Consider the following 26,314-nt stretch of genomic DNA (forward strand, 5'->3'; position numbering starts at 1 on the left):
ACGCGCACGTGCGTCGCGACGGGTCCCACCCGGAAGGGGAGCAACCGTGAGCCAAGCCGGAGTTTGGCTCTTGTCGCTCCGGGCTCATCCCTGACGTGGCTCGAGGCCTAGAGGCGCACGTGTCGTACACACCTTCGCCCCAGCAAGAGGACCACAATCCATACGTAACCCATTACCCCAGGTTCCCTCGAAGGTCGTGTCGTGCGTCTCACTTCCATCTCCGTACGCAATCACAGTCGTGTCGCCGACCTGAACGTGCATATCCGACGGCACGCAGTCATCGTCGGCGCGAACGATGTCGGCAAGACCTCGATCCTGAGGCTTCTACACCTGGCACTGGGGACTCCTGCGGCCGGGCTCTACCAGTCGCTCTCACCACTGGACCTCCGCGAGCCGGAGCAGCCCATGTTGGTCGAATTGACCTTGGGAGGGTTCTCCGACGCAGAGCGGACGCTGTTCCCCTCGGAAATATCGGTGGCGCACGACGACGGCACCGAATCTCTCCTACTCCAACTCCGAGTCGAACTCGATCCTTCAGACGACGAATCCGTGGCCATCCAGAGGTGGTTCCCCGACGCCGGGCACGAGCGGGCCCCCACACGCGAGCAACTAGAGTCGTTTGGCTGGCGGTACCTCCGCGCGGGCCGGACGAACGCGGCGGGCATCTTGGACGGACCCGCGAGCGCTGTCCGGACTCTGCTTGATTCCGCCGACCTTGGCGGACAGAAGAACGCCCTCGTATCCTTGCTGACCCAGTTCAACGAGGAACTCGGCGGAAGCGAGTCCATCGCGAACCTGCTGGAGCGTGTCGCGAAGCACTTGAGCCGGGCGATGCCGCAGGAGGTTCACTCAACCGACTTCACCGTCCGGAGCACAGCGGATCCTGAAAAGGACGTTCTGGGGAACGTCACCATGTTCCTCAATCGAGACGATCATCCTGTACCTCTCATTGAGCAGTCCGACGGTGTCCGTCAACTGATGTCTATGACTCTGTTCGACTTGGCGGAGGGCGCGGCCAACATACTTGCCATCGATGAGCCCGAGCTGCACCTTCACCCCACCAGCCAACGGACCATCTCGGACTTGCTCAGCGGCGACGGCAATCAGAAGGTCGTGGTCACCCACTCGCCTTTCGTCGTCCAGCGATTCGAGCCGGCAGAGATCATCACGATCGACCGCGACGGACGAGCGCATCAGATCCCTGATTCCCACCTGACAGCCGTCGAGAAGCAGCGCGCCAACTGGTGGTCCCCCCGGCTGTTGGAGGCACTGACATCGCGATTCACGCTCGTCGTGGAGGGCGTCGCCGATCGCATCGTCGTGGAAGGAGTAGCTCGAGCGGCCGGGATCGACTTGGACCGGCTCGGCGCCGTGGTACTTGAGCTTGACGGCGCCGACAAGTTCCCCAACGTCTACCAACTCCTCGGGCCCAAGGGGTTCGAAGTCACCCTTCTCGGACTCGTTGATGAGCAGGAGAGCAATCGCTGGGTCGGCACCGTCGGGGGCAAACCAGCGAAGGTCGTGGACCAACGCGTGTTCATATCCAAAGTCGATCTCGAAGGCGAGTACGCCCGGGCACTCACCGGTCCTGGAGCGGCTGCGTTGCTGATCGGCGCGGGCGTTTGCAATGAGTCTGCGATCCTCATGAGCGCGGGGGTCTCGACCCTCGACGACGTGCCGTGGGAGAAGGTCGCGGAGTACTGCCGCAAGGACAAGGTGGTCGCGGCGTCCGCCATCGCCGCAGCGCTCACTCAAGAGCAGGCGAAGGCGATCGAAAGCGTAAAGCGGATGCTAGCCAAGCTCGAGTACCTCGCCGAGAAATGAGCACACATTCGCTAAGCGAGGAGCAGCGCGCCGCGGCGACGGCGCCTACCAGCCACCTGATGGTCCTTGCACCCCCGGGATGCGGCAAGACAGAGCTACTCGCGTTCCGAGCTGCCCACTTGATCCCTAATCTGCTTGCCAATCAGCAGATACTCGCGCTCACCTTCACGAATCGAGCACGTGCCAATCTCAACCTCCGATTGCGGGAGGTTCTGGGAGTGGCGCGCATGCGCAGGTTCGTAACGGTAAGGAACTTCCACGGGCACGCCACTGAACTCATTCTTGCCCACGGCCGAACGGTTGGCCTTCGACCCGACTTGCTGACCCTGCCACGAACGTCCACCCTCTCCAGGGCGCTGGCAGCCACCGGTGCCGACGCAGCCCTCCGGAGCGCGGCCGAGGCACTGCTGGCTAAGGTGAAGCGGCAACCGCTCTCCGACGAGGAGGTGCTTGCCGAGATCGCCGAGCGAGCCAACAACCCCGGATACGCGGTCGCGCTTGACGTCGAAGAAGCTAGACAGGCGGCCAATCAACTTCACTACGACGACCTCTTGCGCCACGCTCAGAGGATTCTCCAGAACCCCACCGTTGCACACCTATACCAGTGCCACTATGGAGCAATCTTGGTGGACGAGTTCCAGGACATGTCGGAGCAGCAGCTCCACCTCGTGCAACACACATGCGCGGGAAACCGTACCTACGCGGGCGATCCTGCACAAGGGATTTTCACTTGGGCTGGCGCGGCGCCCGTCCTAGTCGAGGCGGCCTTGCGGGAGGAGTGCGGGACCCCACTGAGGCTCCGAGAGTCTTACCGATCGTCACCAAGCGTGCTCGCAATCGTGAATCAGATCAGTGCTGATATTGGTGGAACCGCGGACCTGGTGGCCGCTCAGCCGGACTGCTGGCCGGAGGGTGGATGCTCAGCACGACTTGAGTTCCCAGACAAGAACCTTGAAGCGTCTGGCGTTCACGAACTCGCGGCAGCGATCCTGCAGGCGACTCCGGATGCTTCCATCGGAATCATCTGCCGCGCAGCGTGGAGGCGGACAGAGATCGACTCCGCGTTCCGGACGTCGGGTCTCCCAGTGCGCCGCTGGGACTTCTCGGTCGATGATCCCGCAACTCTCGGACTGATTCGCGACTTGGCGACACGTCTCCCACGAGGCGCGACCGTTCAGGACGCGCGGGACGCCGCACTCGCGAGTGCCGACCAGGCCGACGTGGACACCAAAGAGCAGCTCGAGGATGCATTCGACGTCCTGATGCAGACCACGCATCCCACCATCCGAGCCGCCCTTCAGGAGATTCGGATCACTGACCCCCGTGAGCCCGTCGGCCCGGGCGTTCACCTGCTGAATGGACACACGGGGAAGGGACAGCAATTTGACTGGGTTGTCGTAGTTGGTCTCGAAGAGGGACATATTCCCGGCCGACGCGCGACAAGTGACGCGGAGCTCGCGGAGGAGGAGCGCACGTTGCTCGTGATGCTGTCTCGTGCTCGCCACGGTGTCGCTGTAACTCGCGTCACCAGCACAATGGGAAAGTTCGGTCCCTATCGGCCGAGCCCAAGCCGCTGGTGGCGACTACTCGGTGCCCAACATGCATCCCTAAGCGATGTGCTGGACCATGTCAGTCGGTTGTAGCACAAACCCTGCCGACCTGCTGCTGCCAACTCACAGGGCTCACATGCCTTGCCGGACCAGCCGGCCACCCGACGAGGCTGGAGAAGACGACCAGGGCGATGCTCTTGCCTCAGAGGTGCCAACGAGTGGGCAATCGGGGCAAGTGATTCAAACTACCAAAGGACCGTCAGCGGTTCTCGCTACAGTCTTGACCGCAGCCGCTCCTGCCCATAAGAACCGAAAGGAGGGTGAGTGCCGACCCAGCCGAGGCCGCTACCGCCCGATCTCTTCGCGTTCTCCGGGGCCGAGAAGTCGAGCCTGTATACGGCCGTGCTGTATGCCTTCGGCGAGGCCAATGAACTGCTCCAGACCTCGCTCGCGTTGGAGGACGTGCATGGTCATCTGTCCTCGGTCGGGTGGCCGGGCATGGTCGACGACGCCGAACTCGTCGTGACCCTTGACAAGCTGCGCGAGTGGCAGTTGATCGATGCGGGTCAGAACCACTCCGAGCACTACCGCACGGCGCAGGAATACGAGCGGCGCAATCTGCAATACTCGTTGACCAGGCGCGGTGAGGCTGCGCTCGCCGGACACCTGGCCGCACTGCAGGCCCTGGAGACCGCGGGCGTCCTGCAGACCGCCGTGCTCGACGCCATCGCCGACGCTCTGGGTCGCCTCGCGCAGGCCTGCGCGGCCCTGCCCGCCGCCGGAGCGAGGGCGCCGGTCAGCGAGACGACCAGCGAGCAGCGACGCGTCTATGCGGCACTCCAGGAGCTGAACGGCCACCTGGATGCGATGCGCTCCGGCATCCGCACCTTCAACAGCGACCTGCAACGACTCCTGCGCGCCAACGAGGTGGACGAGGAAGTGTTCGGCGAGGTGAAGGACGCGACGATCCGATACCTCGACGAGTACGTCACCCGCCTCGACGACCGGGTTAGCCGGATCCGGCGGGCAACCGAGAACGTGCGCCGGATCGGGGTCGACCCGATGTTGCTCGCGGCATTGGCCGGGGCCGACCTGCCGCCACATCCACGCGTCGCCGAGCGGGACGCGGAATGGGTCGAGCGCGCCCGAGCCCACTGGTCCGGCCTCGAAGCCTGGTTCGCACCGTCCGATGGCGCCGCGGCCCGCGCCGAGCAGTTGAGCGCGACCGCCAGGCGGGCGATCGTAAGCCTGCTGCAGGTCGTCGACCGGATGCGCAATGCCCGGCGGCGGCCGTCCTCGGCGCAGGCGGACCTGCGCAGGCTCGCGCAACTGTTCGCGACCGCGTCGCACGACGACGATCTGCACCGCCTCTGGCGAGCGGCCTTCGGCCTCCATCCGGCCCGGCACACGCACGTCGGCCATGCCGATCCGGATGTGATCCCGCGCGGCACGAGCTGGACCGAGGCGGAAGCCGTCCCGGTGTCAGCACTGCTGCGGGAGAGCGGCCTGGCCGAGAAGTTCGCCCGTCCGACCAGGGTGCGTGACGTGAGCCAGCTGCGCCGGGAGCGCGCGGAGCGGACCAGGGCCGAGCGGATGGCGGCCGAGCGCGCCGTGCGAGCCCTGGGAGAGGATGGGCCCGTGCGGATCTCCCAGCTGAACCTGCTGGCCGATCCAGTGTTCGCCGCCCTGCTCGATCTGCTCGGACGGGCCGTCTCTCGACCACCGCGGGCAGGGACGCTACGCGCCGTGTCGTCCGATGGACGGGTCGAGATCACCCTGCGGCCACCTCCGGGCGGTGCCCGCGCAAGCATCCGCACGGCAACCGGCGAGCTGGACTGTCCCGACTACGAGATCACTATCGAGGCACCGTCGACCGCGCCCGACGGCGGTTCCGCCTCGCACCCTATGCATCCGATGCCGGTGACCGCATGAGCACGCTGCAGAACCAGCTCGCCGTCCTGGAACGCGAAGAGGTCGGACGAGCCGTCCGTGGGCTGCTGCGCGAGCCTTGGCTCTCGCAGGCGTCCGATCCCGCGCTGTACGAGATTGTGCGCCGACGGCAGTCGCCGGTGCGATCGTGGTTCGACCACTATCTCGGATGGCCACTCGTCTTGGATTCCGGCCATGGCTACGCGCGGGTGGTGAAGGCTCCGCCCGACCGCATCGACCACGGCGATCTGCGGCCCGAGCGCAGGCAGCGCTCCAGCCGGGCGCCCTTCGACCGGCTTCGGTACATCCTGGTCTGCGTGGTCGCCGCCGAGGCACTGGACGTGACGACGGTCACCATCGGAGAACTCGCCGACCGAGTCGCTGCCGCCTGCGCGGCCGACGACCTTCTGCCGAAGCTGCGGACCGATCGTCAGGAGCATCGCCGTGCCCTCGTCGACGTCATCCTCAGCCTGGAGGCGCGCGGATGCTTGACCACGATCGACGGCCAGACCCAGGGCTACACCGATGACGCAGCCGCCGCTGTGCTGTACCGGGTGAATCCGCAGGCGCTGCAACAGCTACTCGCCTGCTCCCAGGGTCCGTCGCTCGCCGCTCCGGACGATGTTGAGGTGGCCGAAGCCATCGCCGCCATCACCAACGAGGCCGGCTACGGGCCTCGCCATCGCGAGTCGGCCCGGCTGCCCTACGACGGCGAGGAGGACCCCACCCGTCCCACCAGCGCGCAGCGCTCACGCTGGGCCCGACACTCGCTGCTGCGCCGGCTCTTCGACGACGCGGCCGTCCACCGCGACGACCTCACCGAAGCCGAGCTGGCCTATGCCGCGTCCATCACCGGGCGCGCGGTGATCCGGCAGGCCGCCGAGCTGAGTGGGTTTGTCCTTGAGGAGCGGGCCGAGGGTTACCTGCTTGTCGACCCCGACCGAAATAGCGGTCCGGATGCCTTCCCCAGCCAAGGCGCACCGTCGGCCGCAGCGCTGCACCTGATCACCGCGATACTGGCTGCCGGCCCGAACGGCCTGTCGTTGTCCGAACTCGAAGGGCACCTGGCCACGCTGATGGAGCAGACCCCCGCCTGGGCTCGGACGTACCGCGAAGACGAGGGGTGCGCGCGGCTCGCTGCCGAAGCGTTGGGGCTGCTGACCGGCCATCAACTCGCCCGGCTCGACCGGGGACGCGCCATGGCCCGTCCGGCCGCAGCCCGCTACCGGGAGGCCACGGTGACCCGCCCCGTGCGGAGGACCGCCGCCGTGGTCGTCGACGAGCAGGACGACCTCTTCGCCAACGAGGGAGCACCGACATGAGCCGCTGGCAGCCCACTCGTGCGGGTATCACCAACGTCTGGCGCTATTTCGACGAAGTGTTCACCTTCGACCATGGACGACTGCTGCTGCGCGGGCCGAACGGCTCGGGCAAGTCGAAGGCGCTGGAGGTGCTGCTGCCCTTCCTGCTGGACGCGAATCTGTCGCCGTCGCGGCTGTCGACGTTCGGCACCACGGCACGGACTATGCACTGGAACCTGATGGGCGAGGGCGCCAGCGGACGCACTCGGATCGGCTTCGTTTGGTTGGAGTTCGGCCGGGATACCGAGACGGTGACGATCGGCGCGCGGCTTCAGGCGACCCGCGAGACGACCCGGGTGGAACCGGTCTACTTCATCACGCACCTGAGCATCCCCGATGAGCTGCGGCTGGTGGCCGCAGACGGCTCACCTCTGTCGGTCGCCGCGTTGGAGGAAGCGGTTAGGGGCAACGGCGACGTCTACCGCAAGGCGCAGGAGTACCGCACGGCGGTACGTGAGCGGCTCTTCCCGGCGATGGGTGCCGAGCGCTACGACACGCTCGTCCAGGCGCTCCTGCAGCTGCGCCGTCCCAAGCTGTCGGAGCATCTCGACCCGGAGGCGTTGTCGGGACTGCTGTCGAGCGCTTTGCCCCCGGTGGATGCCGAGCAGATCCGGGAGCTGGCGGAGGGCTTCGAACGGCTCGACCAGCAGCGCGCCCAACTCGTCCATCTCAGTCAGCAGGAGAAGGCTGCGCGCGACCTCTCGAACGCCGTCGCCGCCTACTCCCGCGGGGTGATCCGGGCCCGAGCGACGGCATTGACCCAGGCCACGACCAACCTCGACAACGCCTCGGCCGCCGTCCGGCACGGTGAGGAGCAGCGCGACGACGAACAGAAGAGGGCTGACGCCGCGACGAAGCAGGAAGAGTCCGCGAAGGCGCTTTGCGGCGAACTGAGGGGCTCGAAGCAGGCTTTGGAGCGATCCGATGCCTATGCCGAAGGGCGCAATCTGGACGATCTGCGCAGGCGGGCGGCCGATGCGCGCAGCCTCGCCGACCGCACCGCCCATGATGCCGAGCACGCGGGCAGGCGGGCGGAGAGTTCACGCGCCAACGCGGACGCAGACGCCCGCAGCGCCGCCGAGCACCAGCGAGGCCTGGCTCAACACATCGACGACATCCGGGCGGCCGCGCTGACACTGGCGATCTCTGGGCAGGGCGAGCAGGTTGAGCCGCCACCCGCCGAGCCGCTCTCCGAGCCGGAGGGGCTCGAAGCGGCCGAGCGCTGGAGCGTTGCCGCCGACGCCGCCCTGGCAGGCGTGGCAGTCAGGGCACGAGCACGTCGAGGCCAGGTGATCGACGCGCTGGGTTTGCTGAACGCGCATGGCCGGGCGACCGATGAACGCGACCGCCGGGAGACTGCGGTCGACCAGGCCACCAACCGCGTGGACGAGGCGTCGCAAGCGCTCCGGGATGCGAACCAGGCGCTCCAGCGGGAACTCGCCGCGCACGAGGTGGCCGTCCTCGCCTGGGCCGACAGCCTTGAGGCGCTGTCGCTGGATCGCGCAGTTGTCGAGGCGAGGCTCGGAGTAGTCCACTGCGCGTTGGACGGCGGTTCGCCGGAAGATGCCGACGAGAACGCGCTGCGGGAGTTGGCCGGTTCGGCAGTCGCCGCCATCCGCCAGGAGGACGGGCGGCGCCAGGGTGAACTCGCGGTCCAGCGCAGGACGCTGGAGGATCGACGCGCTGCCACGACCGCAGAGCGAGAGAGACTGGCCGCTGCTCGTTTCGCCGAGCCGGAGCGGAGTAGGTGGCGGGACGCTCCCGCGACACGCGGCGCGCCACTGTGGCGACTGGTCGACGCGCGCCCGGACGCACCGGCCGACCAGATCGTGGTGGTCGAGGCCGGCCTGCAGGCCGCCGGCCTCCTCGACGCCTGGGTGTTGCCGGACGGCTCAGTCGAACTGCCCGGCAACGACATCCTCCTGGCCCCCGGTTCAAACCCCGACCCAGGGCCGCACGGAACGCTGCTGGAGCTGCTGGTGCCAGATCCCGGCGAGTCGGACGTGCAGGGTGAGGTCATTGCCAGGATTCTGGGCTCGATCGGACTGATTCGTCCCGAGGCACACGACGCGGCAGGGTCCCCTCCGTCGGAGCACGGCAGCGGGCGCGAGGCCGTCTGGGTAGCCACCGACGGGCGCTGGCAACTCGGCGTTCAGCACGGGCGCTGGCACAAGCCTCAGGCCGCCTACCTTGGCGCGACTGCGCGCGAACGCCATCGACAGGCACAGCTGGCCGAGCTCACCGCCACGATCGCCAACCTCGACCAGCAGCTCCAAGACCTGGACGGCGAGCACGACCAGCTTGCGGCACACATTCACAAGGCAACTGAGGAGGCGGCAGCCCTCCCGCCGGAAGCTGAAGTGCGGAAAGCCGCGGGAGTGGTGGCGGGTGCCGCCGGCCGCGTGGCCACTTTCGAACACCTTCGCTCCGAGGCCCTCACTGCGCGTGCAGCGGCGGAACTCGCGGCCAACGCATGCTGGACGCGGTTCGAGACAGAGATCGGACGTTCGAAGCTCCCTGCGCATCGCGACGCCCTCAACACCCTAGCCAGTGAAATCGAGTCCCTGTCCACGACCACCGAGACCGCACGCAGGCTCGTCCCGGGCTTCGTCGGGGCGGCGAGCCGTGCCGTCCGCGCCAACCGGTGGGCGAACGACGACACTCAGGAGTGGGCAGCGTTGCGGACCCGGGCCGGCACGGATGACTCCGCGGCGCGGACTCTCGCCGCGGAGTTGGAAGCCCTCGATGCGACCAAGGGCGCGGAGTATCGGGAGGTGGTCGCACGGATCGCCGAACTCGAGGCTGCGATCACGATGCACGAGGCTGTGCAGACCAAAGCGCACAGCGCGCTTCGTGCGGCGGAGAAGAAGGTCGTCGAGTTGCAGGAACGCACCCGAAACGCGGAGCGCGACCGCGAGGTGGCGGTTCAGCGGCGCGACCACGCCCAGGAGGATTTCGCCTGGAGCACCGGCACCTTGCTGGCGGAAGATGCCGGGTTGGGTCGCCGCGCCGAGCTGGACGGCGACCGCGTCCGGCCGACCCTGGACCTGGCCCGTCAGGTACTGCGCGATCTCGGCAGTGACGCCACTGCTCTGGCCGAACTGAACACGCGGATGACCCAGCAGGTCCGCGCGTCGGAGGCGGTGCTGGCAGATCGGGCCTTCGTCGAGCTCACGCCTGAACGCGACGTGATGATCGCTTCGGCAATGCACGGTGGCCGCCGCATGCCCGTCCGGTCGCTGCGGGACGCGGTGGCAGACGAGCGGGCCCGCACCGAGCAGGAGATCACCGAGGCGCAGGACGCGCTGTTCCGGCGCATCCTCACCGGCGACACCCGGCGGCACCTGTCCAGCAGGATTCGGGATGCTGGTGACATCGTGGCTGACATGAACGCCCGCCTCGGCGAAGTGCACACCTCGTCGGATGTGAGGGTGCGGCTGGTCTGGGAGGTGCGCAAGGACGAGGGTGCACTGCTCGCCCGGGCACGCGAGCTGCTGCTGACCGCACCCGAACGGCTCACCGAGGACGACGAACGCGCTCTGGTCGACTTCCTCGGCGACCGGATCTCGCGGGCCCGCGAGGCCGACGACGGCCTGCCCTGGGCGCAACAGCTGGCCAAGGTCTTCGACTACACGGCCTGGCATCAGTTCCGCGTCCAGATGAAGCGCGGCGATGCCGGAGAGTGGAAGCTGCTCACCAAGCAGGTGCACAGCGCACTGTCGGGCGGCGAGAAGGCGATCGCGCTGCACCTCCCGCTGTTCGCCGCACTGGCCGCGTTGTACGCCACCACACCGCAGGCGCCCCGGTTCATCCTCCTCGACGAGGTCTTCGTGGGCATCGACACAGCGAACCGGGGACAGATCTTCGGCCTGCTCACCGACCTCGATCTGGACGTCTTCCTCACCTCCGACCACGAGTGGGCCGCCTACCCGCAGGTGGATGGAATCGCGGTCCACGCCCTGGCCGCCGATGACGGCGACGATGCGGTCACCAGCACCCGCTTCGTGTGGACCGGCCGCGAACTGGTGGAGGACCCGTTCGAGTCTGGCGTCCTGCTGTGAGCTGGGACGACCATCTCGATTCCACGCTGCGGGCGGTGCACGACCGACTGTCGCGCGACCCTGAGGCCCGCACCTTTCAACTGTCGCTTCCCGAAGAGGCGGCCAGGGAAGCCTTGGCCGACTTGCTCGGCTTGCCGAAACGTCCTGCGGCGACGACACGCGTCCGGGTTCAGGACGTGCGAGACGCGGTCGAGGCTGCGTCCGGACGAAGCCTTACTGACTACCTCGAAGCCCACTACGGCCCACTGCTCGATCCGGCCGCACCACGCCGACACGCCGCGTCCGACCGAGCGTTGCTGTGGCAGTGGTGGTCGGCCCATCCATTCCTCGCTCAGCGGCCGACGCTGAGGGAGTGGGCAGAGTCCATCCCTCAACGGGGAACCCGCGGTGGAATCACTGCGACCCGCCTGCTCCTGGAGCGTGCCGTGCTCGTTCTCGACGAGTTGCCCGCCTCCGACGAACTGCTGCCGGTGTTCTCCGGGCGCCTGCTGAACGACACACACGCACTCGACGCGAGCACCGCCCTGTCCGGGATGGTGCTCGGCGCGGTCGCGGCAGAGCAATGCGTGGATCGTCCCCGCGACGCAGCCGGCCGCCGAGAGCTGTGGCGCTCGGTGGGTATCCGCGATGACGAGCTGTCCTCGACCGTGCTGGTCGCAGGACTGCGCCCACGCGGGATATCCACCCTCGCCCAGCTGTGCCGGATCGCCGCGGACGCCGGTGAGATCTTGTCCCTGACGCTGTCACAGGTCAGGCAGCCCGTCGAACGCTGGGGGGTGGACAGACTCTACGTCGTGGAGAACCCCGCGATCATCGCGCTGGCCGTCGGAGAGTTCGGCTTCCGGACGCCGCCGATGATCTGCTCGGCTGGTTGGCCGACCGCAGCAGTCACCGAACTCGCTTGCACGCTCACGGCCAGAGGCGCCGTTGCCCACTACCACGGAGACCTGGACGGCGAGGGCGTCCGGATCGCGGCCCACCTGATCGACCTGACCGGTGCGCAGCCATGGCGGATGGCCGCCGCCGACTACCTGGCCAGCGTGACCGACCACGGATCACCGGTGGGCCGGGTGTCCGAAGCGTCGTGGGACGCCGCGCTCGCACCCGCAATGCGCGAGCACCAAGTCGCAGTCCTGGAGGAGACCGTGTGGGAGACGCTTCGCCATGATCTAGGTGAGGAGATCCGGTCGGCTCAGGACCCGGAGTAGTTCCCCGCCGCCCATGGGTGCCTAGCCACCAGCGGGTGTAGACCCATGCCTGCGCTGAATCGCCGGGAGGATCGGCTCATCCTCTGGAGGGGGTATCAGCACCATTTTGATGGCCGCTTCCAACAAGCACTGACGTAGAGCTGCTCATCGCTGTCGGCCGTCGAGTCGCCGATTGCGCTCGGGACCGCGGCGTCTGTGACATCGACGTCCAAGCGAACGACTCGGAGGCTCAGTAGTCACCGCCAAGAGTGCTGACATAGAGCTGCTCAGCGCTCTCGGCCGTCGAACTGCCAATTGCGCCACGGACCGCGGCGTCTGTGAGATCGAGAACGCGCACACGCCCATCGCTGAGCTTCGCCACGGCCTCGATTCGATGGAACTCAGAGGAGTACTCCGCGGCGAAGTTGGCTAGGCCGCGGAGCTTGGGCATGGAGTCCGCGAGGTGAAAGCCGTGGGGGTCGACGATGGAGGCACGCACCGTTCCGCCGATCTCGTGGAAGAAGATGAAGTCGGGGCACACGCGTCGCCAGTTACCCCTCGCCCCCATGTAGGCGACCGCAAGCGAGTCATCTGACGCGCGACCGGGATTGCGGTACCAGGCGCGCGCACCCGCGCGGGTCATCTCCCTGTCGAGGATTTCCAGCTCCCAGCCATTTAGCGATGCGATTGGGAAGTTGCCGCGCTCATCGCTCATCAGGTGCAGTTTCCGGGTATCGATCTTGTTGCCCGCCGAATCCTCGGTTTCTTCACTGCGGATCCTTGGCCGAAGGATATCGGCGCGCTGTGGGTCCGAGGACATCGCGCGGATGTCGGCGTAGACAGCACGCCTCTCGTCACTCAGCGCCTTTATCGAGACGCGATACTCGTTAAGCCATTGCGTCGAAAGCCGGTCAGCTTCGCGGTCGAGTTCATCACTGACGCGGGGCACCCGGGCGAGACCCGCAACGACGATGTGGGCATCGAGTAGTCCGTCATCGTCGATGTCATCGCCTGCGACGTGTTCGGCATACTTGCGGGCGATGTCAGGGGACAGCACGCGGCCGGCAGCCTTGAAGTCGGCTTCGATGCTCCGTTCGTCGGCTCCCGCAGCGAACACGCCGAGCGATGTCACGGTACCGGAGCCGGTCGAAACTGCGATGGTCTCTCCCTCGACTTCGAGGATGTCCGCGACGGCCTTGTCCACCTCGTCGCTGAACCGGACCCGGAGCCCATCAAGCAGGGCGAAGAGCTCCTTGTACGCAGCCTTCCGAGCATCCGGGAGCAACTCGTCTCGCGAAAGTGCCTGCGCCAGGGCGGTCAGTCGCTTCGTCGGCTTTGCCGCCTTCCGAGGCAACGTCTGCGACGGCAGGAGATCAAAGGCCGCCCAGACATCGTCCCCAACCGCCGCGTTCGCCTCCATATCGACCGGCTTGAACAGAACGCGTCGACCCTCGCCCCCGCCGGTGCCGCTCGCGTCCCTGTCGCCGCCATGACTGCCGAGCAGCGCCCTCGCGACGTCCTCGGCCGTAGAGCGCTCGAACTTTGGGAGTAGGCAGAAAACCGAGTTCAGCACGTCGTCGCCGACAATACGACGAGCGAGCGGGGTGCGCACCATGCGCCCAAGCATTTGGGTGATGTGTGTGCGGTCGGCCGCCGGGCGGTACGACACCAGCACCTCAGCACGCGGGCAATCCCACCCGGTCGAGATCGCGTCCTTCGCCAAGAGCACGCGGATATGGGTGCGGTCCTGGACAGTCTCGGGCGAGACGTACGGGATGGACTCGCCCGGCAGCTCGAGTGTCGCGTGCTCGCCAAAGACGTTAGCAACGCCATCGTGGCCAAGCTGGGGCCACTCTTCGCGGATCGCATCCACGGCCTCGCCCAGCAACTCGTTCGAAGCCTTGTTTGGTACTTGGACGACCAGCAGCGGCACAACGGCGTCGGCCGTTGACTCCTGGCTTGCGGCGTACTCGGCCCATAGCCGGGTGCTTTGCTTGATCTGCTCAACGCCGCGCTTCAACAGAACCGTGTCGAAGTCGCCTCGCTCAGTTGGGAACGCGAGGCGGATGTCGTCCTTGAGCAGACCCGACTCCTGAATCAGCACCGGGTCGACCTCGTATGGCGGGTACGTCGTGCGCCCCTCCGCCTCGGCCATCGCGGCGGTGAACCGGTCGATGGTTGCCGAGATCCCCCATACGATCGGTACCGGTGGCATGGCGCCCTCACCGTTGACCAACCGCTTCACAATGGTCTGGCGGTCGGCGCGATCTCCCTGAGACTGCTGCCGCATGCCCTTGTGTGCCTCATCGAGGATCACGTAGAGGGTCAACGTGTCATCTTGAATCGTGTTCCTAATCGTGTCCCAGATCGTGTAGGCCCGAAGATCAGGCACAGCGGAGCGGGGGATTAGCGCGCCTTCGTCGTCCTCAGGCACACCACGCACGAGGAGCGAGTTCTTCGAAAGCTTCTGAGCGTTGAGGAAGTAAACCTTCCCAGCGTCGAGCTTCTCCTGGTTAAACGAGTTCTCGATCACCTCGAGCCGCGAGTGAGCAAGTCGATCGCCGGACGCGTCGAGGATGCGTGCTCGTGTCTGCTCGTTCAGGGACGGGTCGTCCGTGAACCACAGGATCAACGCGCCGGGATCGGCGTCGAAGTTCCAATCGTCGTTGCCGAAGAGAAGCGCCTCGATGACGGCTGACGCCATCACGGTCTTGCCCGCTCCGGTAGTTGCCGCGAGCGAGAAGGCAACATTGCGGTGCTTTCGGTGGAAGTCGTCGCGCGCATCGGCGAGGTTGGTCAGCATCTGACCGACCGCGTCATTCTGGTACTCCTTGAGCGTGAAGCGCACCGATCACTCCCTGCCCGTGTTGATCGCGAAGTTCGTTAAGTAAGTTTCGTACAGCCGTACCGGCTCGATCCCCTTCGGCAACTCTGCGCAAACCATCTGATAGGCCCGGTCATCGTCCGTGACGATGAAGGCCATCCGCACGGACGCGCGCTTCGCGACCGCATCGAGGAATCGGTGCGAGCTGTCCATGTCAAACAGCACCCCATAGACGTCGGCAACTTCGTACGTGTCTGACGCGACCTCGATGCGGCGACCTTGCCCGCCAGCGCGCAGCCACAGCAACGGAGCGATCGCCGCGAACGATCGGTTGTGGGCAACCGTACGAGGCTCCTCGTAGGTCATCGTGAAGAACTCAACGTTCTCTTCGAAGCCATCCGCCATCGGAAACTCATCAGTGAACCTGTAGTCGCCCTTGACCGGCGTCCCGCTTGGCGTGACACCGGTGATCGCAGCCTCGATGCGCGGCTTCGTGATGTAGTGGCAGATCCCCCAACGCTCCCACTCGTCATCGCCTGGACGTAGACGCTTCGCTCGAAGCCCAGCCTGTTCGTCGGCCCCGACCTCGTTGTTCGTAACCGAAATCGAGCAGCGTTGTCCTTGATCCTGCCGATTCAGCCTCATCACCGCGTGCGCGGTCGTGCCCGAACCTGCGAAGAAGTCGATCACTGTGGCCCTGGGCTTTCCCGCAACGAAGAACCGCAAGGCGTCTTCGGTTGCATAGAGCGACTTCGGATAGGGGAATTTCCGGTCAGGCACGAAGCTCGCAAGGAGCCTCGAGCCACTGTTGCCTGCGTCGTGAGAGGAAATCCGCCAGACATCAGTGGGGACGAAGCGTGCCTCGTAGTCACTGCCATCGGTGATCACCGAGCCATCAGCCCGACGCCCAAGAATCTTGAATGTGCCGTCAGCAACCTTCCGACGCTCACCGATCTTGAGGTAGTACGGAGTCGTCCGCCCTCCGTTCCACTTTCCCAAGCGAGCGGAGCCCTCTCGTATCAGCTCCCGTAAGGCGGTGTTGGCTATCTGCCACCTGCCTTCGCGCCCATCCTGGCGGATGGGCCACACCGCTTCGACTCCGTCCGGGGCATGCTGGTCTTGCCAGCCATCCCCAAAGAAGGGTTCTCCGACCGAGTCGAACACGGGCCCATCGACGGTGTCTCTGACATACACGGGATAGAAGAGATTCGGGTGCGTCGTGCGGAAGGGCTGCGTGCCTGACCGCATCAGTAAATTCCAGCGAATGTCATTCTTGTTGCGCGTGGCGACCGGATTCCACTCGTTCGAGAGGGGAAGCGGGAGCGGCGCAGAGGCGCCGAACTGGACGAAGTACAGATACTCGGCCGCGCGGTTGAACGTCCCGCTTCGCGTAGATCCCGCGCCGTTGATCGACGAGGTGACCATTGTGATTCTCGCCTCTGGGAAGACCTGCTCCAGGAGGAGACCCAGCCTCAGGTACTCCTTCTCGTCGATAGTCACGATGAGCACCGAGTCGTCGGGGTTGAGCAGACGGCGCGCCAGCTTCATTCGCCGCTCGATGAAGGCGAGCCACTTCGAGTGCCGGTAGCTGTCGTCTGCGTCGACGTAGTCGTTGTTGTACTTCCAGTCCCGTGCACCGGTGTTGTAGGGCGGGTCGATGTAGATCGCGTCCACCTTGCCCTCGTGCGTATAGAGGAGCGTCTGGAGCGCATGGAAGTTCTCGGCGTTGATCACTGTGTGAAACGGCTTGTCGCCGCCGCGCTCGATCCTGCCCGTAGAAGAAAGCCCGGGGTAGATCGGGTCGCGGAATTCGGCGACGACAACGAGGTCTTCGACGGCACGCTCGGCCGTAACGTCGGGGTCGGCCAGAGCCACGAGCGATGCGATCGCTTCGTCGTCCCTACGCCGGATCACCCGCACCCGCCAAAGCTGCTGATCCACGCTGGAAGAGCTCAGACCTCGCTCCGGCAGGAACCGAACCTTGTCCCCTCGACGAACCTTGCGACCGGCAAGATTGACGGACTCGGGTGTGTGGCGTTCGAAGTTCAGCCCAAAGGCACGGCGAGATTCCAGCGCCTTCACTTCGCGCTTGATGTCCTCGGCAAGTTGCCGGTCCTTCTTCGCGACCTGCTCGATCAGTCGGCTCAGCGTCGACACGTTGCAGCTACCTCCGGGCCCCAGCCGATCAAGACTGCTCGCCTTCTTCTCTGTCGGACTGAGCCGCCCCGCCGCTCCGCACCCACTCGTCGATCTCTCTGATCTGGAATTTCCATAGCCGGCCGAGGTGATGAGCGGGCACAGCCCTTTTCGGCGATCCAGTTGTAGACGGTGTCGTTGGCGATTCTAAGGTGAGCGGCGATCTCCTCAGCAGGTAGCCAAGGCTCAGCCACGTCGACGGACCTCCGGAATCGAGTGCACGGGCGCGCGCACAAGGGTCAGCCTATCGGCGGCGAAACCCGCCCGGCAGCCTTGACACTGCGTGACCCGGTGAGAGTCCGGTTGGCGACCGCTGGGAGCAGGCAGCTGATTCCAGTGGTCACTGACCGGTTCTCGTGGCAAGCCGCTGAGCGGGCCAAGGGAAGAGGCCGCCCGAACGCTGGTCGACGTATCCGCCGTGTAGTTCGTGGACGGGTGGTCCGTCATAGTCGTGGCCGCCGCTGGCGTAAGCGATGGCGGTGAGGACGAGTTGGAGGTGTTCGCGGTCGAGGCCGGCGAGATTCCGGCTCAGGTCGACGGGGGGTCCGTCCAAGAGCGATCCGGCGATACGGAGAAGCCTGGTCTCGCCGCCGGAGAGCGCGCCATAGTTGCCTTCGTTCATCTGGTCGGCGTCGATCCACCACCAGCCGGGGTCGTCGCCTTGCTGGACCCAGGGTTGGCTGGGGTTGGCGAACCGTCCGCCGAATGCCTGGATGAGGAGTTCGACGCCAGCCTCGAGCGGATACAGGCCTTTGGCCCATCTCCGGAGTGCTTCGTGGACCTCGGTCATGAGTTCCGCCTCTTCGCGCAGCTTTGGCGCTCGTGACGGTCGCCCGCCACGCCGGAAGGCGGCGCTCCGCCGTCCGCCCGATCGCCGGTTACGGTCGTCCGGCAGAGGGTGCCGCGCCGGAGTCGGTTGGCGCGTTCGCTGGTTGCGAGGGAGCGGTCGCCTCGCTGGATGAGGTTGGCGAGATCCGGTCCGAGGCCGTCGGCGATCGTGCGTTGATCACCGAGGTCCTCGAGTCCTTGCGACCATCTCTTCTGGAAGTGGCCGGTGCTCCAGGAGAGTGTTGCTATCACGATGACCCCGGTGAGCGCTGCCCAGCGGGCGTTCCGGTAGTTGTCGACGATGGCGACCCCGAAGACGATCCAGCGGATCTTCCAAGAGAATCCGAGTATCGGGCTGCGCGTGGCGATCTGGCTGGCGGCTCCGGTGAAGATCTGGACGACGCGCCATGGCAGGCAGTAGGCGGCCACCGCGTTCACCAGGGTCGAGGCACATACCTGGCTGTGGCCGAGTGCCTGGCTGATGACGGCGCTGGCTTGCCGGTCGGTGAGTTGCCCGTTGACGACCTGGCGGACGAACTCCGGGCTGACCACCAGATCTCTGCGGGACGGCATGACGGCGTGGCCACCGCCAAGCCGCCGGCCGATCCAGATCGTCGGCTGGTTGCGTCCGCGTAGCGAAGTGATCGGGACGATCGCAGTGAGGATCGTCTCGCGCTGGAAGTCGTTCGCCGGGCTGGCCCCGTAACGCCACCACAGCATGGCGCGGGTGTTTCGTCCCGCGACGGCGACGATGCCGACGGCAAGGATCACAGCGAGCGCCGAAGTCGAGAGGCCGGCCACCACGATCCACACCAGGCTGCTGAACGCGATACCAGTGATCTGGGCTCGTGCCCAGGTGCCGGGCCAGCCGTTCACGGCTTCACCCCCGCAGCCTGTACAGGCTCGGCGGCGGTCGGGATGCGTGACAGCCTCGTGAGTTCCTTGGTGTCGGGCTGTCCGCCGCACAGTTCGGCGATCTCTGTAACGCTGAGGTGTTCTGCCAGCAGCGCACGGACGGCGTCCGCCGCCTGCCGCTCGGCGGCCTGGATCGCTTCGTCACGTTCGGCAAGCGCCGCCAGCACCTCGACCGCCAAGCCGGCCTGTCGGCGTTCCTGCTCGACGCGCTCCTTCTGCCTCGCGGACAGCGCCTCGGTCACCCGGCGTCGTGCGTCCTGTTTCAGTCCCTGCCTGACCATCGTGGGCTCCTCCTTCGGGGTCTCCTCGACCCCTTAAGCCCACCAACCCGCACGATCCGGACAGCCACCACCGAACAGACCCCGACGAATCCCCGGAGATCCCCACCAATGACGTCCCGAACCCATGTCACCAGTCGCCTGCCGACCACCCCGATTTCGACCAACCAGAAGCATCACACACCTCTGGCATGGACCATCGCCCCTAGTCAAAGGCACATTACCCACGTTGTGGCGTGAGCGTATCAGGATCGCCGCGAACTTGGTGTCCGGATCGGACCAGTTCGCGGGCTTAAGGGTTCGTGACCATGAGCTTGCACCGCATCACGGCGGGGTCGGGATACGACTACCTGACCCGCCAGGTGGCTGCCATGGACTCCACCGAGAAGGGACACACCGGGCTCGCGTCCTACTACACCGAGAAGGGCGAAGTTCCCGGACTCTGGGTGGGCTCGGGCATGGCCGGCATCGACGGGCTGAACGTCGGGGATCTGGTGACCGCTGAGCAGATGTTGGCACTGTTCGGGTCGGGCCATCATCCGCTGGCCGAGCAGCGCAGGCGTGAACTCGCCGGGCCCGGCCTGACGGAGACGGACTACGTGGAGATCACCCGGCTGGGTGAGCCGTTCCGGGTCTATGCAGGCGATGTGAGCCCGTTTCGGGTCGAGGTTGCCCGTCGTCTCGAAGCCCTGAACAAGGAGCGCGGCCTGCCCCAGAAGGCGGCCACGGCGATCGAGGACCGGGCTCGGATCCGCAGCCAGATCGCGGTGGAGCTGTTCCGCCACGAGTACGGACGCGAGCCCCTCAACCCCCGCGAACTGGCCGGGCACGTGGCCAGACTGTCGCGTCAGCAGACCACCGCGGTGGCCGGGTTCGACCTCACGTTCTCCCCGGTGAAATCGGTCTCGACACTCTGGGCGCTCGCCGATCCCGCCTTGGCCGCGGCGATCGAGCGGTGCCACCAGCTGGCGGTTGCCGACGCGTTGTCGTTCATCGAGACCCATGCCCTGTTCACCCGCACTGGCACGGACGGGGTGCGGCAGGTCGATGTGCGTGGCCTGGTTGGTGCGGCGTTCACTCACCGTGACAGCCGGGCGGGGGATCCCGATCTGCACACCCATGTGGCGGTCGCGAACAAGGTCCAGACCGTCACCGACGGGCGCTGGTTGTCGATCGACAGCCGGGTGCTGCACAAGGCGGTCGTGGCCGCGTCCGAGACCTACAACACCGCCCTCGAACGGCATCTGGCTGAGGCGATCGGAGTGCGGTTCGCGGCCCGCCCGGACACCGACCCGCGCAAGCGGCCGATCCGGGAGATCGTCGGTGTGGACGCCGGGTTGAACCTGCGTTGGTCGACCCGCCGACAGTACATCGAGGCTCGCCGGCGCGAGTTGGCGGCCCGGTTCCAGGCCGATCACGGCCGTCCTCCAACGCCGGTGGAGGCGATCGCGTTGGCTCAGCAGGCCACGTTGGAGACCCGCAACGCGAAACACGAACCCCGCAGCCTGGCCGAGCAGCGGACAGTGTGGCGGACGCAGGCCGGTGAGGTTCTCGGCGGCGAAACAGGCATCCGGGCAATGATCCACGCCGCTGTGCACCCGGCCCCGGCTGAGCGTCAACTCCCTTCGCGGGCGTGGCTGGAGGACGCCGCCCGCCGAGTGGTCGCGGTGGTGCAGCGGGATCGTTCCACCTGGCAAAGCTGGCATCTGCGGGCCGAAGCCCTGCGCTGCGTCCGGGCGGTCGAAGTGCCGTCCCAGCACGTCGACACCGTCGTCAATCTCCTCCTCGACCAGGCGCTCACCTACTGCCGGGCGCTCACCCGGCCCGTCCCGGGAGAACCCACCGAGCCCGCCCCGCTCCGGCGTGCCGACGGCGCCAGCGTCTACACCGTCGCGGGCTCGCAGCTGTACACGTCGAACGCGATCCTGGCCGCCGAAGCACGCCTGGTCGAAGCGGCTGGACGCCGCGACGGCATGATCGTGCCCACCCCCGCGCTCGACGTCGCCCTCCTCGAGAGCGATGCGAACGGCGTCCGGTTGAACCCGGGACAGGTGCTGCTCGTGCGGGAGATGGCGACCTCCGGCGCCCGGGTTCAGCTCGCGATCGCACCGGCCGGATCGGGCAAGACCACCGCGATGAACGCCCTGTCTCGGGCGTGGACCGCGGCCGGTGGGACGGCGATCGGGCTCGCCCCTTCGGCGGCCGCAGCGGCCGCGTTGGGTGAGCAACTCGAGGGTTACAGCGACACTCTCGCGAAGCTGGTGTGGTCGTTGCGGAACGGCGAAACGCCCGACTGGGTGGCCCGGATCGGGCCGTCCACTCTGGTGATAATCGATGAAGCGGGCATGGCCGACACCCTGTCGTTGGACGCTGTCGTGCAGCACGTTCTGGGTCGCGGCGGGAGCGTCCGGCTGATCGGCGACGACCAGCAACTCGCCGCGATCGGCGCCAGTGGGGTGCTGCGTGACATCCAAGCCACCCACGGCGCGTTGCGGCTGACCGAGTTGGTCCGGTTCACCGACCGGGCCGAAGGATCGGCCAGTCTGGCGTTGCGCGAAGGCCACACCTCAGCACTCGGGTTCTACCTCGACCAGCGCCGCATCCACGTCGGCGACGCCACCACAATGGCCGATGACCTGTTCGCCGCCTGGTCTGCCGACCAGGCCGGCGGGCTCGACTCGATCATGCTCGCACCCACCCGCGAACTCGTCGCCGACCTCAACCAGCAGGCCCGCACCCAACGCCTCCACGGCACCCAACCGGGCCGTGAAATCGAGCTGGCCGACGGGAACCTGGCCTCGGTCGGCGACACGATCATCACCCGCACCAACAACCGCAAACTCCGCGTCAGCCCGACCGATTGGGTGAAGAACGGCGACCGTTGGACGATCCTCGACGTCGACCCGCGCCGCGGCGTCCGGGCCCGGCACACCCAGTCGGGACGCCACGTCCAGCTGCCCGCCGACTACGTCGCCGAGTCAGCCGAACTGGGCTACGCGACCACCACCCACACCGCGCAAGGCGTTACCGCCGACACCATGCACGGGCTGCTCGCCGGCACCGAGTCGCGCCAGCAGGCCTACACGATGCTGACCCGCGGACGCGAAGCCAACCACGCCTATCTGGTCGTCGTCGGGGACGGCGACCCGCACACCCTGATCCATCCCGAAACCGTCAATCCGCTCACCCCGACCGACGTCCTCGAACGCATCCTGGCCCGCGACGAATCCCCCGTCTCGGCCACCACCGCCCTCCGCGAAGCCGCCAACCCCGCCCGACAACTCGGCGACGCCGCAGCCCGCTACACCGACGCCGTCAGTTTCGCCACCACCCAACTGGCCGGCGAACTCGGCAGCCGCAGCCTCGAACGCGCCATCGACGACATGGCCCCAGGCCTCACCGGCGCTCCGACCTGGCCGGCGCTGCGCGCACAACTGTTGTCCGTCCAGGCCGACGATCGTGACCCGATCCAGGCCCTCGCCCGTGCCCGAGTCATCCCCATCACCGGCGATCAAGACCCATGCGTCGTGCTCGCCGGGCGCATCGCCGACGCCAACCTCACTCACCGCGGCGGCCCCCTGCCCTGGCTTGTCCGCGTCCCAGCCGCGCTCACCCGCGACCCGATCTGGGGTGCCTACCTGGATGCCCGACGGCGGCTGGTCAGCCAGCTCGCCGACCAGGTTCGCGCCGAAGCATTGTCGGCGGAGACGCGGCCGGCGTGGCTCGCCGGAACCGGACGAACCGCCCCGGAACTGGTCGCCGACATCGAGGTGTGGCGGGCTGCGCACCGGGTCGAAACCACCGACACCCGGCCCACCGGTGAACGCCGCAACAGCCTGGCCGAGCACCGCTGGCAGACCCACCTCGACCGCCGGCTCGCCTCCACCGCCGACGCCGCGATGAGCGAATGGCGTCCCCTTCTCAGCCAGCTCTCACCACTGATCCTCGCCGACGACTTCGCCCCAACCCTGGCTGGACGGCTGTCCCAACTGTCATCGGCCGGCATCAACGTGCCCAGCCTGCTGCGCACCACAGGCGACCAGGGTCCGCTGCCTGACGATCACGCAGCGGCAGCGCTGTGGTGGCGGCTATCCCGCCACCTCAGCCCCGCCGTCGCCGAAGCCGTCGACACCGACCACCACCTGGCCACCCAATGGCTGCCAGCCTTCACCGAACGACTCGGCGACGCCGCCCATGAGCTTGAAGACAGCCCCTGGTGGCCCGCGCTGGTGACCACCATCGAACGCGGCCTGCAGCGAGGCTGGCCCCTCAATCAGCTCCTCGACGAGACCCGCCGGCTCAACACCGACGGCCACACCGACCTGTGCCAGGCGTGGGTCTGGCGGCTCTCCCTGCTCGCCGACACCCACGAACTGGCCGATGAAGACCGCTACGACCCAGCCGACGAACCACCCGCCGATCTCCACGAAGGCTGGACGCCCCCGACCACGACCGACGACACCAGCTATCGGCCAGAACCGGCCTGGGCCGAGCCGGCACTCCTCGACCTGGACGACGACCAGATCCTCCACATCGAAGGGCTGATCCGCTCCGGGATGGGCGCCCCCGAACCCACCGAAGCGCAGATCCGGCACCAACTGGACCGCCGCGACCAGATCGCCGCCAGCCCCGTACTCATGGACCGCCTGGCCCACATCAACGAACTCACCACCACCTACTACCAGGCCTGCCTGGCCGGCAGCTGGGCCGCTCCCTACCTATCAGAACGGTTGCACAACGACCCGACTGCCCTCGCACCGCTGCGGCTCGGCTACGTGCATATTGCGCTCGGTGAGGGCCGGTGTTCCGTTGTGGGGTGAGCCAGTGGTCCGGTGGGCGGTGAGCCACGGCGACGGGGCGCGGTGGACCGTGGCGGCGCTCGGGTTTTCGTGTGGGACGTTCGTCGCGCCGTGCCGTTGGGGTACGGCGTGACGAGAGGAAGTCGCCTTCATGGTCGACTACAAACAGATCCTTCGGCTGCGAGCTGAGGGGGTCAGTCAGCGTGGGATCGCGGACGTGTTGGGGTGTTCCCGTAACACGGTGGCGGCGGTGTTCACTGCGGCGGACTCGGCGGGGGTCGGGTTCGAGCAGGTGACGGACCTCGGGGCTGACGAGGTCCGCCGGCTGTTGCTGCCCGAACCGGCCAAGCCGGACTCGGACCGGGCCACACCAGACTTCGAGCACGTGCACCGGGAGCTGGGACGGCCGTCGGTGACGCTGCTGGTGTTGTGGAACGAGTACGTGGCCAACTGCCGCGCCACCGGCGAGGTGCCCTACCAGTACTCGTTCTTCAACGAACAGTACCGGCGGTGGGCGAAGGCCACCGGCGCGTCGATGCGGATCCAGCGCAACCCGGGCGAGTCGATCGAGGTCGACTGGGCCGGGGACCCGATGGCCTACGCCGACCCGCTGACCGGCGAACCACGACAGGGGTGGGTGTTCGTGGCCGCACTGTCGTATTCGGCCTACACGTATGTGGAGGCGTTCCCGGACATGACGCTCGGGTCGTGGATCGACGCGCACGTGCACGCCCTGGAGGATTTCGGGGGTGCTGCCCGGCTCCTGGTGCCGGACAACCTGCGGACCGGGGTGTCCCGGTCGGACCGCTACGAGCCGGCGTTGAACCCCGCCTATGCCCGGTTGGCCGAGCATTACGGCACCGCGGTCATCCCGGCCAGGGTGAAACGTCCCCGCGACAAGGCAGTGGTCGAAGGGAGCGTCCGGTTCGTCGCGGGGCAGGTCGCGGCGGTGCTCCGCAATCGGCAGTTCGTCGGGTTGGCCGAGTTGAACGAGGCCATCTTCGCCGAAGTCGCTGCCATCAACGCGCGTCCGTTCCAGAAGCGGGAGGACTCCCGGCAGATCGTGTTCGAACGCGACGAGAAGCCACTGTTGCAACCGCTGCCGCCGGTCCGGTTCGAGTTGGCCGAGCTCCGCAAGGCCAAGGTCGGCCCGAACTACCACGTCCAGGTCGACAAGAACTTCTACTCCGTCCCTTCCCGGTTGATCGGCCAATCCCTGGATGTGCGCCTCACCACGAGCATCGTGGAGGTCTTCGACGGGATCGAGCGGGTCGCGTCCCACCCCCGCTTCCAAGGGGTGTCGGGCCGGTATGCGACCCTGCCGGCCCACATGCCCGCCACCCACCGCAGCCGACTGGTCGACTGGACGCCGGAACGATTCGAGCAGTGGGCCGCCACGGTGGGCCCGAACACCCAAGCGGCGATCGGGGCGATCCTGGCGTCCCGCCAGATCGTCGAGCAGTCCTACCGGTCCTGTCTGGGGGTGATGTCGCTGGCCACCAAGCCCGGCGGCATGGCCCGCCTGGAGGACACCTGCACGCGGGCGTTGGCGGCCACCCCCGCCCCCTCCTACACGCTCATCAAGAAGCTGTGGACCGGCTGGACCCCACCCACCCAAGCCCCGCCGGCCCCCTCCCTGGGCGACGCCGGCTATGTCCGCGGCAGCGACTACTACGGGAGCCGAGCATGATCGATGTGGAAACCCTCACCCGCTTGAAGACGATGCGATTGTCCGGGATGGCCGAGTACTTCGAGAACCTCGCCGACACCACGACCGCCGCCACCCTGACCGGTCCAGAGTTGGTCAAACAGGCCGTCGACTGGGAATACGAGAGACGCCGCGACAGCAAGCTGCACCGGCTCCGCCGCCAAGCCTGCCTCGCCCAACCCGCCGCCGACCTGACCGACCTGAAAGCCATGCCCGGCCGCAGCATGGACCTCGAGCTGATCCACCGGCTCGCGGTCGGCGCCTACCTGGTCAAGCACCAAGACGTCATCCTGCAAGGACCCACCGGCGCGGGGAAGACCTACGTCGCCTGCGCGCTGGGGAACAAGGCCTGCCAGCAGTACCGCAAGGTGCTCTACCTGCCCGCCGGGGAACTGTTCGACCGGATCACCATCGCCGAACGGACCGGGGACAAGAAGCGCTGCCTCGACACCCTGGTCAACGTCGAGTTGTTGATCATCGATGACTGGTTCCTCACCCCGCCCACCCGGGTCCAGGTCCAGCAGTTGCACACCCTGATCGACCGACGACACAAGACCGCCTCCACGATCTACTGCTCCCAGCTACCACCGGGCCAGTGGCACGACCGGATGGAAGAGAAGATCCTCGCCGACGCCATCGTCGACCGGATCACCACCAACGCGCACGCCACCGTCCTGGACTGTGACGACTCCCTGCGCAAACACTTCACTCACCTGCAGTAACCACAGCGCTGGGGCGGCCCAAGCGGCCGCCCCAGCACCATGGCAACCCATCCCGTCGACGTGGCCCACCGATCCCCGGAACACTGGCTCACCCCCCAGCGGAACACCGGCCCTCAGCAAGCGCAATATCCA

General features: G+C 67.0%; 14 protein-coding genes. 9 read left to right on the top strand and 5 right to left on the bottom strand.

The genetic code is table 11. The features are described 5' to 3' along the window. The first annotated feature begins 201 nt into the window (after positions 1-201). From AC5YDV_RS17055 to AC5YDV_RS17080, 6 genes are all read left to right on the top strand, one after another. Positions 202-1,824, top strand: a complete 1,623-nt coding sequence (locus tag AC5YDV_RS17055) for an ATP-dependent nuclease (RefSeq protein WP_496184758.1) — start codon at positions 202-204, stop codon at positions 1,822-1,824. Next, the gene (locus AC5YDV_RS17060; protein ID WP_496184757.1) at positions 1,821-3,467 is read left to right on the top strand and encodes a UvrD-helicase domain-containing protein; all 1,647 of its coding nucleotides are present in this window, start codon (positions 1,821-1,823) and stop codon (positions 3,465-3,467) included. The genes AC5YDV_RS17055 and AC5YDV_RS17060 overlap by 4 nt, the downstream gene beginning before the upstream one ends. 231 nt (positions 3,468-3,698) lie before the next feature. Next, positions 3,699-5,306: a TIGR02677 family protein gene (locus AC5YDV_RS17065; protein WP_496184756.1), complete on the top strand. Its 1,608-nt coding sequence runs from the start codon at positions 3,699-3,701 to the stop codon at positions 5,304-5,306. Beyond that, on the top strand, positions 5,303-6,625 hold the full coding sequence (locus tag AC5YDV_RS17070; RefSeq protein ID WP_496184755.1) for a TIGR02678 family protein: 1,323 nt from the start codon (positions 5,303-5,305) through the stop codon (positions 6,623-6,625). The genes AC5YDV_RS17065 and AC5YDV_RS17070 overlap by 4 nt, the downstream gene beginning before the upstream one ends. Next, positions 6,622-10,725, top strand: coding sequence for a TIGR02680 family protein (locus AC5YDV_RS17075; protein ID WP_496184754.1), 4,104 nt, complete (start codon positions 6,622-6,624; stop codon positions 10,723-10,725). Before AC5YDV_RS17070 ends, AC5YDV_RS17075 begins: the two co-directional genes overlap by 4 nt. A gap of 35 nt (positions 10,726-10,760) precedes the next feature. Further along, positions 10,761-11,933 (top strand): TIGR02679 family protein, encoded by a 1,173-nt coding sequence (locus AC5YDV_RS17080; protein WP_496192541.1) that lies wholly within the window; start codon positions 10,761-10,763, stop codon positions 11,931-11,933. A gap of 229 nt (positions 11,934-12,162) precedes the next feature. Here AC5YDV_RS17080 and AC5YDV_RS17085 read toward each other — a convergent pair whose 3' ends face one another. The 5 genes from AC5YDV_RS17085 to AC5YDV_RS17105 all read right to left on the bottom strand — a co-directional run bounded on the left by AC5YDV_RS17085 (position 12,163) and on the right by AC5YDV_RS17105 (position 18,956). Continuing rightward, on the bottom strand, positions 12,163-14,760 hold the full coding sequence (locus AC5YDV_RS17085; protein WP_496184752.1) for a DEAD/DEAH box helicase: 2,598 nt from the start codon (positions 14,758-14,760) through the stop codon (positions 12,163-12,165). 3 nt (positions 14,761-14,763) lie between these two features. Then, entirely contained in the window at positions 14,764-16,893 is a 2,130-nt protein-coding gene (locus AC5YDV_RS17090; protein WP_496184751.1) for a site-specific DNA-methyltransferase, read from the bottom strand. A gap of 379 nt (positions 16,894-17,272) precedes the next feature. Next, on the bottom strand, positions 17,273-17,722 hold the full coding sequence (locus AC5YDV_RS17095) for a hypothetical protein (protein ID WP_496184750.1): 450 nt from the start codon (positions 17,720-17,722) through the stop codon (positions 17,273-17,275). Beyond that, positions 17,719-18,564 (bottom strand): hypothetical protein, encoded by an 846-nt coding sequence (locus AC5YDV_RS17100; RefSeq protein ID WP_496184749.1) that lies wholly within the window; start codon positions 18,562-18,564, stop codon positions 17,719-17,721. The genes AC5YDV_RS17095 and AC5YDV_RS17100 overlap by 4 nt, the downstream gene beginning before the upstream one ends. Positions 18,565-18,632: 68 nt before the next feature. Further along, complete coding sequence (locus tag AC5YDV_RS17105; RefSeq protein WP_496184748.1) at positions 18,633-18,956, bottom strand: hypothetical protein; 324 nt, start codon at positions 18,954-18,956, stop codon at positions 18,633-18,635. A 305-nt stretch (positions 18,957-19,261) separates the two neighbouring features. Here AC5YDV_RS17105 and mobF point away from each other — a divergent pair, with 305 nt between their 5' ends. The 3 genes from mobF (at position 19,262) to AC5YDV_RS17120 (ending at position 26,182) form a co-directional block, all read left to right on the top strand. Next, a complete protein-coding gene (gene mobF, locus AC5YDV_RS17110; protein WP_496184747.1) occupies positions 19,262-23,773 on the top strand; it encodes a MobF family relaxase in 4,512 nt (1,503 codons plus the stop codon). Positions 23,774-23,903: 130 nt separating this feature from the next. After that, positions 23,904-25,442, top strand: coding sequence for an IS21 family transposase (gene istA / locus AC5YDV_RS17115; protein WP_496181550.1), 1,539 nt, complete (start codon positions 23,904-23,906; stop codon positions 25,440-25,442). Beyond that, positions 25,439-26,182 carry an ATP-binding protein gene (locus AC5YDV_RS17120; protein ID WP_496181551.1) on the top strand — a complete coding sequence of 248 codons (744 nt, stop codon included), beginning with the start codon at positions 25,439-25,441 and terminating at the stop codon, positions 26,180-26,182. The genes istA and AC5YDV_RS17120 overlap by 4 nt, the downstream gene beginning before the upstream one ends. Positions 26,183-26,314 lie beyond the last annotated feature (132 nt).

It is taken from the genome of Propioniciclava sp. LT432 (assembly GCF_059515965.1).